At 70.5% G+C, this 14,180-nt stretch carries 12 protein-coding genes; 7 read left to right on the top strand and 5 right to left on the bottom strand.

What is annotated here, in order from left to right; all coding sequences use genetic code 11:
• Positions 1-221 precede the first annotated feature (221 nt).
• The gene (locus ACW9TB_RS31905) at positions 222-2,753 is read left to right on the top strand and encodes a M14 family zinc carboxypeptidase (RefSeq protein WP_472751807.1); all 2,532 of its coding nucleotides are present in this window, start codon (positions 222-224) and stop codon (positions 2,751-2,753) included.
• 76 nt (positions 2,754-2,829) lie between these two features.
• On the opposite strand, the gene ACW9TB_RS31900 is transcribed toward ACW9TB_RS31905, so the two are convergent.
• Positions 2,830-3,786 (bottom strand): helix-turn-helix transcriptional regulator, encoded by a 957-nt coding sequence (locus tag ACW9TB_RS31900; RefSeq protein WP_472751806.1) that lies wholly within the window; start codon positions 3,784-3,786, stop codon positions 2,830-2,832.
• A 62-nt stretch (positions 3,787-3,848) separates the two neighbouring features.
• Between ACW9TB_RS31900 and ACW9TB_RS31895 the strand changes: the two genes are divergently transcribed.
• The 3 genes from ACW9TB_RS31895 to ACW9TB_RS31885 all read left to right on the top strand — a co-directional run bounded on the left by ACW9TB_RS31895 (position 3,849) and on the right by ACW9TB_RS31885 (position 6,192).
• Positions 3,849-4,964: an epoxide hydrolase family protein gene (locus tag ACW9TB_RS31895; RefSeq protein WP_472751805.1), complete on the top strand. Its 1,116-nt coding sequence runs from the start codon at positions 3,849-3,851 to the stop codon at positions 4,962-4,964.
• A 129-nt stretch (positions 4,965-5,093) separates the two neighbouring features.
• Positions 5,094-5,621 (top strand): pyridoxamine 5'-phosphate oxidase family protein, encoded by a 528-nt coding sequence (locus ACW9TB_RS31890; RefSeq protein WP_472751804.1) that lies wholly within the window; start codon positions 5,094-5,096, stop codon positions 5,619-5,621.
• A gap of 112 nt (positions 5,622-5,733) precedes the next feature.
• Positions 5,734-6,192: a hypothetical protein gene (locus ACW9TB_RS31885; RefSeq protein WP_472751803.1), complete on the top strand. Its 459-nt coding sequence runs from the start codon at positions 5,734-5,736 to the stop codon at positions 6,190-6,192.
• Between the two features lie 97 nt (positions 6,193-6,289).
• Here ACW9TB_RS31885 and ACW9TB_RS31880 read toward each other — a convergent pair whose 3' ends face one another.
• Positions 6,290-7,123, bottom strand: coding sequence for an ATP-grasp domain-containing protein (locus ACW9TB_RS31880; protein ID WP_472751802.1), 834 nt, complete (start codon positions 7,121-7,123; stop codon positions 6,290-6,292).
• Positions 7,124-7,396: 273 nt separating this feature from the next.
• On the opposite strand from ACW9TB_RS31880, the gene ACW9TB_RS31875 reads away from it, so the two are divergent.
• Positions 7,397-8,464, top strand: coding sequence for a glycerophosphodiester phosphodiesterase family protein (locus ACW9TB_RS31875; RefSeq protein ID WP_472751801.1), 1,068 nt, complete (start codon positions 7,397-7,399; stop codon positions 8,462-8,464).
• A 386-nt stretch (positions 8,465-8,850) separates the two neighbouring features.
• Here the strand turns inward: ACW9TB_RS31875 and ACW9TB_RS31870 are convergent, their stop codons facing one another.
• The 3 genes from ACW9TB_RS31870 to ACW9TB_RS31860 all read right to left on the bottom strand — a co-directional run bounded on the left by ACW9TB_RS31870 (position 8,851) and on the right by ACW9TB_RS31860 (position 12,191).
• Positions 8,851-9,753: an SDR family oxidoreductase gene (locus tag ACW9TB_RS31870; RefSeq protein ID WP_472751800.1), complete on the bottom strand. Its 903-nt coding sequence runs from the start codon at positions 9,751-9,753 to the stop codon at positions 8,851-8,853.
• 109 nt (positions 9,754-9,862) lie between these two features.
• On the bottom strand, positions 9,863-10,564 hold the full coding sequence (locus tag ACW9TB_RS31865; protein ID WP_472751799.1) for a pentapeptide repeat-containing protein: 702 nt from the start codon (positions 10,562-10,564) through the stop codon (positions 9,863-9,865).
• 103 nt (positions 10,565-10,667) lie between these two features.
• A complete protein-coding gene (locus ACW9TB_RS31860; protein ID WP_472751798.1) occupies positions 10,668-12,191 on the bottom strand; it encodes a glycoside hydrolase family 3 protein in 1,524 nt (507 codons plus the stop codon).
• 516 nt (positions 12,192-12,707) lie between these two features.
• Here ACW9TB_RS31860 and ACW9TB_RS31855 point away from each other — a divergent pair.
• Both ACW9TB_RS31855 and ACW9TB_RS31850 read left to right on the top strand, forming a co-directional pair.
• Positions 12,708-13,397: a TetR/AcrR family transcriptional regulator gene (locus ACW9TB_RS31855; RefSeq protein WP_472751797.1), complete on the top strand. Its 690-nt coding sequence runs from the start codon at positions 12,708-12,710 to the stop codon at positions 13,395-13,397.
• Between the two features lie 82 nt (positions 13,398-13,479).
• Positions 13,480-14,163, top strand: a complete 684-nt coding sequence (locus tag ACW9TB_RS31850; RefSeq protein ID WP_472751796.1) for a DNA alkylation repair protein — start codon at positions 13,480-13,482, stop codon at positions 14,161-14,163.
• Positions 14,164-14,180: the final 17 nt, after the last annotated feature.

Raw genomic sequence — 14,180 nt, 5'->3', positions numbered from 1 at the left:
CGCCCGGGTTGGTGGTGAGCAGGTTGACCGCCTTGGCGGTGTCGATGCTCGACCCGCCCCCGACGGCGACGAACGCGTCCCACGGGCCGGATCCCTCACCCCACCGGACTCTTCGCTCACGACCAGATCTTCTGGATATCTGGCCACAAAAGCCCCATCCGTAACACAAGTGTAAAATTTTATCCCTTGCCGTCATTTCTTTCAGATGACAGCTTTACTTCATGCTGAAGCGTTTCAAGGTGATGGCACCGGCCGTACTGGCCGTCGTCATCGCTCTTCCCGCCGGAGCCGCCCAGGCGGATCCCACTCCGGCCGCACCCTCCGTGACCACCTGCGACGCTACCCAGACTCCCCCCGCCTACAACGGCAAGGTGCCGACGCCGAAGAGCGTTCTCGGCTTCGAGCTCGGCGAGCGGGAGGTCACCTCGGCCGAGTCCGACACCCTGCTCACCGCGATCGACAGGGCCAGCGACCGGGTCGTCTCCGGCACCCTGGCCACGACCGCCGAGGGACGCCCGCTGAAGTACGCGATCGTCGGCACCTCGAACAACATCAGGAACCTGCGCGCGATCGAGACCTCGATCAAGCTGCTGCGCAACCCCCTCACCCCCTCCTCCGCGGCGAAGGTCCTCGCCAGGAACACGCCCGCGATCCTGTGGATCGCCGGAAACGTGCACGGCGGCGAGGAGAGCGGCACCGACGCGGCCCTGAGGACCCTGCACGACCTGGCGGGGCGGGACGACTGCGCGGCCAAGCGGATCCTCGACAACGCCATCGTGGTGATCCTGCCGACGCAGAACCCCGACGGCCGCGAGGCCGACACCCGGCGCAACGCCTACTCGTTCGACATGAACCGGGACTGGTTCGCGCGGACCCAGCCGGAGACCGACGGCAAGATCGAGCTGATGCGCAAGTATCCGCCGCAGCTCTTCATCGACGCCCACGAGATGGGCGGCACCGAGTTCTTCTTCCCGCCGAACGCCGACCCGTTCTACCACGACATCGCCGAACCGGCGATCGACTGGATCAACAACACCTACGGCGCCGCGATAATCGACGACTTCACCCGGCGCGGGATCCCGTTCTTCAACCGCGACGTCTACGACATGTTCTACATGGGCTACGGCGACACGGTCCCGACGGCCGGGTTCAACGCCGCGGGCATGACGTTCGAGAAGGGGAGCGCCTCCCCGATCGCCACCCGGGCCTTCGAGCAGTGGCTCACCCAGTGGGTCTCGCTCTCGGCCGCGGCGGCCAAGAAGACCGAGATCCTCACCACCTGGCACCGCATGTACGCCGACGCGCTCAAGCAGGGGCTCGACGGCAAGCTGGAGCCGAACCAGGTCTACAACCCGGGCAACGAGGTCATCACCCAGGTCCCCGACCGTAAGGTCCGCCACTACTTCCTGCGCGCCGACGACCCGGCCAAGAAGGCCGAGACCGAGCTGATCGTACGGCGGCTCCAGCGCATGGACGTCCAGGTGTTCAAGCTGGCCCTGCCGCTGACGGTCAAGGACTTCAAGGCGTACGGCAAGCCCGAGGCGAGGACCACCCTGCCCAGGGGCACCTACTGGATCCCGATGGCCCAGGGCCAGAAGCACTGGATCCAGGCCATGCTGAACGAGGACACCTACACGCCGTTCCCGTACTTCTACGACGTGACCGCGTGGAGCATGCCGCTGCTCGGCAACGTCTCCGGCGGGTCCTCCGGCCAGGTGCTGCTGCCCCTCGCGACGCCGGTCCAGCCGGTGGGCGCCCCGTCGACCAAGGTCACCACCTCCCGCAAGATCGGGGTCCTGCAGCTGTCCGGCGGCACCGCGCAGAACGCGGCCGAGTCCTCCGGCTGGCTGCGGCACCGCCTCGACCGCGACTGGAAGCTGCCCTACACGGTGCTCACCCCGGCCGACGTCGCCGCGGGCAAGCTGACCGGGCTGGACGTGGTGCTCGTGCCCGACGGCTCCGCCAACGCGGCGAACACCACCCTCGGCGACGCCGGGCGCGCCGCGCTGCGCGACTGGGTCAACGGCGGCGGACGGTACGTCGGCTGGGCGGGCGGCACCCAGCTCGCCGTACTGGCCGGTGTCTCCAGCGTGACGCTGGCCGAGCCGACCTCGGACGTCCCCGGTACGCTCTTCCGCACCACCGTGGCCCAGGGTCCGCTGAGCAAGGGCGTCGGGCCGAGCGTGATGCAGTTCTACGCGTACGACCTGATCATGCGTGCCGCCAACCCCGCGCACGTGGTGTCCTCCTACCCGGCCACGAACTCCCCCGACTGGTACCAGTCCGGTTTCGCGCTGGGCGCCGAGGAGCTCGGCGGGACGGCGGCCGCGGTCGACGAGCCCGTGGGCGACGGTCACGCGGTGCTGTTCGCCGCCGACCCGAACTTCCGCGCCTTCACCGACGGCACGATGAAGATCATCTCCAACGCGATCACCGCCGACCTGCCGTCCGCCTCCGCGCGGGCGCGGGCGCTCGCCCCCGCCCCCGACGCCTCCAAGGCCGCCGAGGCCATCCCGGACCGCGGGTCGCCGATCCGCGTCACGGTCCCCGCGTCCGACCGTGACAAGGTCACCGGGGCACTGAAGGGCTTCGGCGCCACCTGGACCGAGCAGCCCGCCACCGGCGGAGCGATCCGGTTCACGATCGCCAACCCCGAGGAGCTCGACCCGCACGAACACCCCTGGGCCAGGAAGCTCCCCGACGCCCTGCGCACCGCCGGGGTCTCCCCGCTCGCGGTGGTGATGCCCCAGTAACAGCGGCACGTCGCCCGGATCCGGGCCGGCCGCGCTGGGGAGGTCAGCCCAGCGCGGCCGCGCCGATCCTGCCGGGTCAGCTGGCCGCCCGCGCGTACCGGCCCGCGAGGCGGCTCAGGTGCGCGAGGAGCTCCGGCGGCCCGGTGACGCGGAACTCCTCGCCGAGCAGGCCCAGGTAGACGCCGAGGGTCTCGACCGTGTCCGCGCCGGTGTGCAGGACGCAGGTGTGCTCGTCGAGGCGTTCGACCGTTCCGGCCGCCGGGCTGATCCGGTCGGCGATGACGTCGGCCGGCGCGTGCACGATGACCTCCGCCCGGTAGCGCCAGGCCGCGGCGGACACCCGGTGGGACACGTAGGCGGCGACATCGTCGGGCAGCTCGCGCGGGGTGAAGCGGGGGCCGGTCGGGGTGCGGGGGTGTATCCGGTCGACGCGGAAGGTACGCCAGGCGTCCCGCTCGACGTCCCAGGCCAGCAGGTACCAGCGGCGGCCCCAGTTGATGAGCCGGTACGGCTCGGCGACGCGCGCCGTGGCCGTACCGGCGTGGTCGCGGTAGTCGAACCGGAGCCGTTCCCGGTCGCGGCAGAGCGCGGCCAGGGTGGTCAGGATCGAGGGGGCGACGCTGGGGGCGGCGTCGTCGCGGGGCACCGGCACCGTGTAGGTCTGCAGGGCGTTGACCCTGCGGCGCAGCCGGGACGGCAGCACCTGCTCCAGCTTCGCCAGCGCCCGCAGGGACGCCTCCTCGATCCCCGCGATGGCGTCGCCGGTCGCGGTCCGCAGGCCGACGGTGACCGCGACCGCCTCCTCGTCGTCGAGCAGCAGCGGCGGCAGGGCCGCGCCCGCGCCGAGCCGGTAACCGCCGGTCGAGCCGCGCGTGGCCAGCACCGGGTAGCCGAGGGTGCGCAGGCGCTCCACATCGGCACGGACGGTCCGCCCGCTCACCCCGAGGCGCTCGGCGAGCTCGGCGCCGTTCCACTCGCGTGAGGTCTGCAGGAGGGAGAGCAGCCGCAGGAGGCGGGCGGAGGTTTCCAACATGATCCAAGAATCCCAGATCATTAGGAGCGAACCCTTCCTAATGGTACGGAAGAGTCGAGGACATGACCGAGATCCGCGAATTCCGCGTCGACATCCCGCAGGCCGACCTCGACGAGCTGACCGAGCGCCTGGCCCGGGTCCGCTGGGCCGACGAGCTGCCCGACGCCGGCACCGACTACGGCGTCTCACTGCGGCACCTGCGGGGCCTCGTCCAGCGGTGGCGCGACGGGTACGACTGGCGCGCCTGGGAGGCGAGGCTCAACTCCCACCCGCAGTTCACCACGACCATCGACGGCCAGAACATCCACTTCCTGCACGTCCGCTCGCCCGAGCCGGACGCCACACCGCTGCTGCTCACCCACGGCTGGCCGACCACGGTCGTCGAGTACCTGGACGTGATCGGCCCGCTGAGCGACCCGCGAGCCCACGGCGGCGACCCGGCCGACGCCTTCCACCTGGTGATCCCGTCGATTCCCGGGTTCGGCTTCTCCGGCCCCACCACCGAGCGCGGCTGGGACCGGTACCGGGTCGCCAGGGCGTGGGCCGAGCTGATGCGCCGCCTCGGGTACGAGCGCTACGGCGCGCACGGCAACGACGCCGGTTCGCTCATCTCGCCCGAGGTCGGCCGCCACGATCCCGGGCACGTCGTCGGCGTGCACGTCACCCAGGTCTTCTCCTTCCCCTCCGGCGACCCGGCCGAGTTCGCCGACCTGTCCGAGGAGGACCGGAAGAAGGTCGAGTTCCTGCAATGGTGGCTGGACAACGGCGGCGCCTACGACAAGCTGCAGTCCACCGCGCCGCAGACCCTGGCCCACGCCCTGGCCGACTCGCCGGTGGGGCAGCTGGGCTGGAACGCGCAGCTGCTCGGCCCGTCCCTCGACCCGGACTACGTGCTGACCAACACGACGATCTACTGGCTGACCAACACCGCCGCGTCATCGGCCCGCCTCTACTACGAGGACTTCCACGCCACCGGCACGCCGGTCGAACCCACCACCGTGCCGCTCGGGCTGGCGAACTTCGCCGGGGACTTCCAGTCGATCCGGCCGTTCGCCGAACGCGACCACAAGAACATCGTGTCGTGGAACGTCTACGACACCGGCAGCCACTTCGCCGCGCACGACGCCCCGGACCTGCTGGTCGACGACATCCGCAGCTTCTTCCGCGGGCTGCGCTGATTGGCCTGAACTCCCGCGCCGCCATCGATGAAACATGACAAAGGGTGTCGGGGTTTGCGTCGAAGATGGTTTCACCGGTCCGCGTCGACACGCGCGCGGAGCCGGGCCGACGGACAGACAAGGACCCCGATGCGCGAAACTCCGGAAGAGCTCAAGGAGCTCCAGGCCCTCCTCGAAGCCTCCCTCTCCAGCTCCACCTCGCACCTCCGCTCGATCGTCGCCGAGAGCACCCTGACCGCGAGGCAGCTCACCCAGATCCTGACCGGCATGTGCACCCTCGCCCTGTCCACCGTGACGGCGAAGGGCGAGCCGAGGATCAGCGGGGTGGACGGGCATTTCCTGCATGGAAAGTGGTACTTCGGCACGGCGCGCGACGCCGCCAAGGCCCGCCACCTCGCCGCCCGCCCCGCCGCCAGCGTCGCGCACATGCGCGGGGAGAACCTGGGCGTGTTCACGCACGGCACGGTGGAGATCCTCAACCCCCACGACGGCGAGCCGTCCGCCGACTGGCCGGACGTGCTCGCGTACCTCAAGGACTTCTACGGTGACGACTCCTTCGACTGGGACAACGAGGTGGTCTACTACGGGCTGCGTCCGCACTGGATGACCGTCTACGTCCCCGACATCGCGAAGCTCGGCGCGGTGTCCCACTCCTGATCCAACGCGTCACCGGCGAACATCCCAGTCTTCCGACGATCGTCCGCCTGCCTGACGTGTGCGGCACCGAACCGTGCACGACCGCTCATGGAGATCGATAGCCTTGACCGCCATGTCCTCGTTGATGATGAACAGGCGAGTTGTCGGACTGCTTGCGATGGCCGCCCTGACCCTTTCCGCCTGTGGCGGCACCGACAAGGCGGCGCCCGCGTCACCCCCCACCGCGACCTCCCCGTCGAGCCGGCCGCCCGCGGAGTCCTCCGCACCCCAGACGAAGACCTACGAGGTCACGCTGGAGGTGAACGGCAAGGGCAGGATCTACCAGCCGATCGCGTATTTCGCCGACACCAACGGCAGCGAGTCGGATGTCACCCTCCCGTGGAAGAAGACCGTGACCGTCGAGCTCACCAAGGCCGAACAGAAGGTCGGCTACCCGGTCTCCATCATCCCCGGCGCGGTCCGCGACTCCAACCGCATGCTCAAACCGGCCAGCTGCCGCATTCTCGTCGACGGCCAGGAGGTCGCCACCAACGACGGCGGCGAGAACACGTGCAAGTACACCCTGAAGTGAACCGAGCGCGTCCCGCCGCCTCACACGGCATGCCACGTACGCGACGACAGCCCGCCGTCACGCACCCGTGTTCCGGCCGCCCCCCTCGTACGGGACGTCAGAGCGCCTCCGCCAGGGCACGCGCCAGGTTGGCGGCGGCCTCCGGCGCGTACAGCAGGAACAGGTACGGCTCGGTGAGTTCCACCTCGATCAGGACCGGGCTGCCGTCGGCCAGGCGGACCAGGTCCACCCGGGCGTAGAGCACCTCGGGGAACTCGCCGAGCACCCGTTCGGCGAGGGCGAACTGGTCGGGGCCGGGGACGCGAAGCTCCCCGTGGTCGTTCCCCTGCCCCGGCCTGGTGGCGCTCTCCACCAGCATCGCGTTGCGCCGGACGGCGTGGCTGAACCGGCCGCCGAAATACAGCATCGAGGTCTCCCCCTCGGCCTCGACCATGTCCAGGTACGGCTGGACCATCGCGGTCCGTCCCTCGGCGGCCAGCCGGGCCGCGTGGGCCTCGGCCACCTTCCGGTCCCCGGTCCTGATCGTGTCGCGGGCCCCCGCCGAGATCGAGGGCTTGACCACGTACTCGTCCAGGGCGGGAAGGTCCACGGCCTCCCCCGGTGCGACCCAGTAGGTCGGGATGGACGGCACGCCCAGGTCCCGCAGATACGTCTTGTCGGTGTTGCGCTCCAGCACGGCCGCCGGGTTGAGCAGTCGCGTGACCGACTCCGTCCGGTGAGCCCACGCGAGGAACTCCGCCCGCCGCTCCACGTAGTCCCAGGGCGTACGGACCACGACGGCGTCGAACGCGGCCCAGTCGGCCCCGGGGTCGTCCCACCGCACGATCTGCCCAGCGATCCCCTCCTCGGCCCACGCCGCGACGGCGACCTCCTTCTCGTCGTCGAGCCCGTCCGGATCGGCGAAGGTCGCGTACGCCACAGAGACGCCCATGAAAATCCCCTACGTCAGTACCAAATAAACAAAAGACACCTTACCCAGAAGCGGTGCCGGGTTATGACCCCGTACCTCCGGCCCGCGCGAGGCGTGCCGGTCGTGTGGGCCGTGTGGGTGCCCGTCCGCACGCCGTCGCGTTGGGGCGTCAGGGGCCGTCGTCAGGAGCGTTCCGTGAACGTTCACGACCTCAATACGTCACGGCAGTAATCGAGATCCGCCACCGATCTAACGTCCCGAGGGTCAGACGGTCCCAACGGAGCGGAGCATCCCATGCACCTTCGCAATCTTCTGGTGAGCCTGGCCCTCGTGCCGGCACTCACCATGCCGGTAGCCGCCCACGCCTCGACGGCCGGTCACCCCCACGGGTGGCCCCAGCGGACTGATTTCGACCTCCAGGCCCACCGCGGCGGCCTCGGCCTGACGACCGAGGCGTCGCTGGAGGGTTTCGCCAAGGCCCTGCGTCTCGGGGTCAGCACCCTGGAGCTGGACACCCACGTCACCAAGGACGAGAAGGTCGTCGTCAACCACGACCGGCAGGTCAGCGCCCAGAAGTGCCGTGACACCGCGCCGGTCACGCCCGGAGACCCGATGTACCCGTACGTCGGCAAGTACATCAAGGACCTGACCCTGGCCCAGATCAAGACCATGGACTGCGGATACCAGCAGCTGCCCGGGTTCCCCCGGCAGGAGGTGATCCGCGGCTTCCGGATGGTCGAGCTCAGGGACGTGCTGAACCTCGTCAAGAGCTACCGCGCCAGAAAGGTCACGCTGAACATCGAGACCAAGGTCGAGGCGGGCGCCCCGGAGCAGACCGCGCCGCGCGAGCTGTTCGTCCGCCGGGTGTTCGAGGAGATCCGCGCCTCGGGGATCGAGCGCCAGGTCACCATCCAGTCCTTCGACTGGGGCGCGCTGAAGGAGATGCACCGGCTCGCGCGCACCTGGCCCCTGGTGGCGCTGACCAACTACGACTTCCTGCAGGTGGGCATGCCCGGCGCCTCGCCGTGGCTCGGCGGGCTCGACGCCGACGACTTCGGCGGCGACTTCGTGAAGGCCGCCGACGCCATCCGCGGCGTCACGGCGCTGTCTCCGGTGTACGGCTTCCCGCAGAACGGCAAGATCGGCGACCCGGGCTTCCGCTTCTACGTCGACAGGGCGATGGTTCGGGCGGCGCACGCGCGTGGCCTGAAGGTCATCCCGTGGACCTGCGACGACCCCGCCACCATCAGGGCCCTCATGGACACGGGCATCGACGGCATCATCACCGACTACCCGGACGTCGTCCGGCAGATCATGGCCGACCGCGGCATGCGGCTGCCGAGGGCGTACGCGCCGCGCTGACACCCGCCGCCGACGTCGGCCCGCTGGATCCGGTCGCGGACCTTCGCCGGGACGACGAGGACCGCCACCCGGCTGGAGCGGATGAGCTGTGACCCCTCACAGGGGCGATGAGGACCTGGGTGCGCTGTTCGCGAACCTGGGCGACTGAATCATGGTGCGACCCCCGTGGGGGCGATGAGGACCTCACGGTGAGGCCGCAGCTCAGAAGGTCTGTGGCCGCGGCCGATCCCTGGGAGGTCGCGGTGAACCTCCGGTTGTGCAGAATACCCCGGAGGTTCGCCGCGGGCCTCATGAGTACGAAAGCCGTCTGATCTCACCTGGCGGCCGGGCGTGAGTCTGATCCGACGGTGCGGTCCGTCAGGCGTCGGCGACTGAACACCACCCGGTCAGGTCCCGTGGACGGGCTCCGGGTCGGGGGCGTCGATCAGGAGCTTGGCGACGGCGTCGCCGATGTCGGCGGGGGCCCAGCGGGCTCCCCGGTCGGCGCGGGGACCGTGGCGCCAGCCGTCGGCGAGGGAGACGGCCCCGCCCTCGACCTCGAAGACCCTGCCGGTGACGTGCCGGGACCCGGCCGAGCCGAGCCAGGTCGCCAGGGGGGCGATGTTGGCCGGGTGCGTGGCGTCGAAGCCGCCCTCGGGCCCGGCCGTCGTGGCGGGGGCCTCCCCGGTCATCCGGGTACGGGCGGCCGGGACGATCGTGTTCACCGTGACGCCGTAGCGGCCGAGCTCCGCGGCGGCGGTCTGGCCGAGTGCCACGACGCCCGCCGTGGCCGCGGAGTGGTTGCCCTGTCCGAGGCCGCCGAACAGCCCGGCCCCGGAGGAGGTGTTGATCACCCGGGCGTCCACGGGGTCGCCCGCCTCCGACCGTTCGCGCCAGTGGGCAGCCGCGTGCCGCAGCGGCAGGAAGTGGCCCTTGAGGTGGACCCGGATCACGTCGTCCCACTCCTGCTCGGTCATCGAGACCAGCATCCGGTCGCGGACGAACCCGGCGTTGTTGACCAGCACGTCCAACCGGCCGAAGGCGCTCAGCGCCATCTTGACCAGGCGGGCCGCGCCGTCCCACTCGGTGACGTCGTCGCTGTTGGCCACGGCTCTGCCGCCCAGGTCGCGGATCTCCTCGACCACCTCCAGGGCGGGACTCGCGGAGCGCCCGTCGCCCTCGCGGCCGGTGCCGAGGTCGTTGACCACGACCCTGGCCCCCTGCCTGGCGAACTCCAGGGCGTGCTCCCTGCCGATGCCGCGTCCGGCGCCGGTCACGATCGCCACCCGCCCGTCACAGATCCCGCCCATGCCATGGCCCCTTTCGCCGCAATCATGCAGAGTTTCCCGGTTGTTCACCTTTCATGTCTAGATGCGACGTCGCATCGGAACGGTGAAGCCGTGAGGGGGCATCGGAACGTCAGTTCACGGTGAGACCTCGGGCGGCGAGGATCAGGGCGGCCTGGGTGGGGCTGACGACCGCTCCGCGCAGCGAACGGAGCCGGGTGTCGTCGACCTCGCCGAGGTCGGCGCCGCGCAGGTCCGCCTTGGTGAAGACCGTCTCGACGGTGCGGGCGCCGATCAGGCGGCAGTCCTCGAACACGGTCTTGGTGAAGTCACAGCCCGACAGGTTGGCGTCGTCGAAACGGACGCCCCGCAGGTGCAGGCCCCGCAGTGAGCAGCCGGTGAGGTCGGCCAGCGCCAGGTTGGAACCGTCGAACCGGTAACCGGTGCCCCGGCAGGCGGACAGCACCGCGCCGATCATGCGGCAGCCGGTGAAGGTGACGTCGGTGAGCAGGGCCAGCTCGAAGCGCGCGCCCGACAGGTCGACGTCGGTGAAGGTCGCGTCGACGAGCTCGGCGTTCGCGAACCTGAGCCCCGCTCCCCCGCCGCCGGAGAAACGCGCCCCGTCCAGGTCCGCACGGCGGAAGTCGGCCCGCTCCAGCACGCACTTCTCGAACGAGGCCCCCACCAGCGACGCCCCGGCGAGGTCCACGCCGGTGAGATCGCACTCCCTGAACACGTAGGGGCCGTCACCGGTCAGATGGTCGCCGAGCGAGAGCCCCGCCAGATCGACCCCGTGGATCTCCCGCTGGTCCGCCAGCAACTGTGCCGCATTCATCCCGCGATTCAAGCAGCCCGCCCCGACAGAATCCTCACCGCCGTACCCCGAGAGGCACCGAAAGGCACCGAAAGGCACCGTACTCCGGGGAGAGGGCTCCCGGTCAGGCGGTGCCCGTGTCTCCGGCGAGGAGTTCGGCGGCGGCCTGGCCGCAGACGCGGGAGGCCCCGTGGGTGGCGATGTGGACGGCGCCGAGGTCGGAGCGGCCGGGCAGGCCCATCTCGACCACGACCGCGTCGGCGCGGGCGGCCAGGAGGTGCCGGAGCGCGTCGGCCTGCCAGGGGTGGCGGTGCGCGTCGCGGACGACGACGACCAGGGGACGCTCGGCCGCCGCGGCGAGCACGGCCTCGATGGCGCCCCCGGTGGCGGTGGAGGCGACCAGCCGGGTGACCGTGGTACCGGGGAGGAGCTTGCCGAGTGGCTCGCCGACGCCCCACGGGGTGTCCTTCTCGATGGCGAGGTTCATCTCGGGGGCGAGCTCGACGACGTGCGGCGGGGCAGGCAGGGGGAACACCGTGGCCGCGGAGCGGCGGGTGATCCGCAGGGCCCGCCGGGCGGCGGTCAGGCCGATCGACGGGTCACCGGGACGGCCGGGGGTGCCGGGGCGCGAGAGCGCGCTCCGGTGGGTGGTCGTGGCCCAGAGGGCGAGTTCGCAGACGCGCCGGGAGGCGTCGGCGAGCCGCTCCTCGGAGAGCCTGCCCTCGATCACGGCGTCCACGATCGCGTCGCGGATCCCGATCGCGGTCTCCTCGTCCGCGTGCTCGCCGCCCACGCAGATCGCGTCGGCGCCCCCGGCGACGGCGAGGACCGAGGCCCCGCCGATGCCGTACGGGCCGGAGACGGCGGCCATCTCGATGCCGTCGGTGACGATGACGCCCTCGAAGCCCAGCTCGGCCCTGAGCAGGTCGTGCAGGACCGGGCGGCTGAGGGTGGCGGGCATCGCGGGGTCCAGGGCGGGGACGAGCAGGTGCCCGGTCATGACCGTGCGTACCCCCTGCTCAATGGCCGCGCGGAAGGGCCGCAGCGCCACGTCGCGCAGTTCCTCCGGGGTGGCGGCGACGAGCGGCACGCCGTGGTGGGAGTCGACCGAGGTGTCGCCGTGGCCGGGGAAGTGCTTGGCGCAGGCGGCCACTCCCGCCGACTGCATGCCCCGGATCCAGGCGACGGTGTGCCGGGCGACGAGGTCGGGGTCCGCGCCGAAGGAGCGCAGGCCGATGACCGGGTTGTCGGGGTTGGAGTTCACGTCGGCCGAGGGGGCGAAGTTGAGGTTGACCCCCGCCAGGGCCAGGTCGCGGCCGAGGTCGGCGGCGAGCTCCTCGGTGAGGCCGGTGTCGTCGACCACGCCGAGGGCGAAGTTGCCCGGCCGGGTGCTCCCGCCCACGGCCTCCAGACGGGTGACCTCACCGGACTCCTCGTCGATGCCGACCAGGACCTGGGGATTCTCCTCGCGGAGCGCGGCCGTGAGATCGGCGACCTGGGAGGGGGTGGCGATGTTCCTGGAGAAGAGCACCACCCCGGCCAGTCCCTCACCGAGCCGGCGTCGTATCCAGTCGGGCGGGGACTTGCCCTCGAAGCCGGGAAAGACGACCGTCTCCGCCAGGCGGAGCAGCTCTGGGCCGCGCTTCATTCACCCCTCCTCGCCTGACGGCCGGTCGGCGTTCCTGCCGAAGACGCGCAGACACCACGTTGTCACCGGACCCCTGCGGGAAAGCGCTCCCACAGCGGCTCTGCGCAAATCTAATAGGAAAGTTTCCTAATTGCTAGTGGGCTGACCATTGGCCTTCGGCTCAGGATTTTGCGGATCGGAACGATGGACGGGTCAAAGGTCCGCTGATAGAGGGGCGGGAAACGCGTGACCGCCACGTACGACGAGCCCCCTCCAGGGGACGAATCCATTTCAGATGCCCCACGCGACACCGGGTACAAGACCTCACCGCCGCCCGGTACGGGCCTCTCCTCCCGCGATCCACCGGAGCACGGACCCACCGGCGACGCGCACCCCGCCCCTCGTACGGGCCCCTCCGCGCCCGCCCGGCGGCAGATGTAGCAAGCATTTGGCCAGAGAGAGGAGCATGCGCGAGGGCGGGGGTGAGCTGGCGCGTTCAGGTGAACAAGCGATTGCGCAAGGGCTCATAATGGGGGCGTGAACACGCGAAAGAACTCCGGCGGCGCGACCACGACCCCGGTCAAACGCCAGAGTGGAACCAAGCGCGCGGCCACATCCGGCCCCGCCTCAGAGCGCCGCGACCATCTCGTCAAACTCGCCGCCGAGCTCTTCGCCCGCAAGGGCTTCCAGGCGACGACCGTCCGGGAGATCGCGGAGGAGGCGGGCATCCTGTCCGGAAGCCTCTATCACCACTTCGACTCCAAGGAGACGATCGTCGACGAGGTGCTGACCACCTTCCTCGACGACCTCGTCGGCCGCTACCGCGCCGCCCTGGACAAGAACGGCGATCCCCGCACGATCCTCTCAGAGATGGTGCGCATCGGGTTCAGCACGCTGGAGCCCCACCGCGCGGCGATCACCGTCATGCAGAACGACTGGAACTACCTGAGGTCACTCCCCGGCGACCGCTTCGACTACCTGGTCAGGGCCGAGGAGGAGGTCGAGCGCATGTGGGTCGGGCAGATCAAACTCGGCCAGGCCGACGGCCTGTTCCGCGCCGACGTCGACCCCAAGCTCACCTACCGTATGATCCGCGACACCATCTGGGTGGCGGTGCGCTGGTTCCGCCCGGGAGGCCGTCTCAACACCACCGGCCTCGCCGAGCACTACATCACCGTCCTGTTCGACGGCCTGGCGACCGGCGAGCGGAGTAGCCAGAAGGTATGACGCCCGCCGAACCCGGCGCGGCGAGCGGCGCGGCCTGTGAGAATCAAGCGTCCGCGAAGCGAACGGGAAGTGGTGGGCGAGCGTGGAGATACTGCAGAAAGCCGTGCGAATGGCGCTCACCGATGTGGCCGACCCCGCCAAGGCCCCGGTCATGCGGGCCTACATGAAGTCGTCGATGCCGTTCCTCGGCGTGCAGGCCGCGCCCCGCCGCACCGCGCTGAAGCGGGTCTTCGCCGACTACCCCGTGGAGGCGGCGTCCGCGTGGCGGGAGGCGACGCTGACCCTGTGGCGCGGGGCCGAGTACCGCGAGGAGCGCTACGCGGCGATCGAGCTGACCGGATTCCGCCTCTACCGCGCTTTCCAGACACTCGACGCGCTGCCGATGTACGAGGAGATGATCGTCACCGGAGCCTGGTGGGACTACGTCGACGAGCTCGCCGTCCACCGCGTCGGCGGCCTGCTCGCGGCCTTCCCCGACACCATGCGCCCCCTCATGCTCCGCTGGGCCCGCGGCACCGACCTGTGGAAGCGCCGTACGGCCATCCTCAGCCAGAACCGCTTCAAGTCCGCCACCGACACCGGCCTGCTGTACGCCTGCATCGAGCCGAGCCTGTCCGACAACGACTTCTTCGCCCGCAAGGCGATCGGCTGGGCCCTGCGCGAGTACGCCAAGACGAACCCCGGCGAGGTGGTCCGCTACGTCGACCACACCCGGATCAGCGGCCTGAGCCGCCGCGAGGCCCTCAAAAACCTCTCCACCCGATAACCGGCGCGCCGGGGAGA

The sequence above is a fragment of the Streptosporangium sp. H13245 genome, from assembly GCF_055690525.1.
This window is presented reverse-complemented; position numbering and strand designations above follow the sequence as displayed.

Coding starts and splice junctions, on each gene's coding strand:
- ACW9TB_RS31905 (WP_472751807.1), top strand. CDS start 222: ATGCTGAAGCGTTTCAAGGTGATGGCACCGGCCGTACTGGCCGTCGTC.
- ACW9TB_RS31900 (WP_472751806.1), bottom strand. CDS start 3,786: ATGTTGGAAACCTCCGCCCGCCTCCTGCGGCTGCTCTCCCTCCTGCAG.
- ACW9TB_RS31895 (WP_472751805.1), top strand. CDS start 3,849: ATGACCGAGATCCGCGAATTCCGCGTCGACATCCCGCAGGCCGACCTC.
- ACW9TB_RS31890 (WP_472751804.1), top strand. CDS start 5,094: ATGCGCGAAACTCCGGAAGAGCTCAAGGAGCTCCAGGCCCTCCTCGAA.
- ACW9TB_RS31885 (WP_472751803.1), top strand. CDS start 5,734: ATGTCCTCGTTGATGATGAACAGGCGAGTTGTCGGACTGCTTGCGATG.
- ACW9TB_RS31880 (WP_472751802.1), bottom strand. CDS start 7,123: ATGGGCGTCTCTGTGGCGTACGCGACCTTCGCCGATCCGGACGGGCTC.
- ACW9TB_RS31875 (WP_472751801.1), top strand. CDS start 7,397: ATGCACCTTCGCAATCTTCTGGTGAGCCTGGCCCTCGTGCCGGCACTC.
- ACW9TB_RS31870 (WP_472751800.1), bottom strand. CDS start 9,753: ATGGGCGGGATCTGTGACGGGCGGGTGGCGATCGTGACCGGCGCCGGA.
- ACW9TB_RS31865 (WP_472751799.1), bottom strand. CDS start 10,564: ATGAATGCGGCACAGTTGCTGGCGGACCAGCGGGAGATCCACGGGGTC.
- ACW9TB_RS31860 (WP_472751798.1), bottom strand. CDS start 12,191: ATGAAGCGCGGCCCAGAGCTGCTCCGCCTGGCGGAGACGGTCGTCTTT.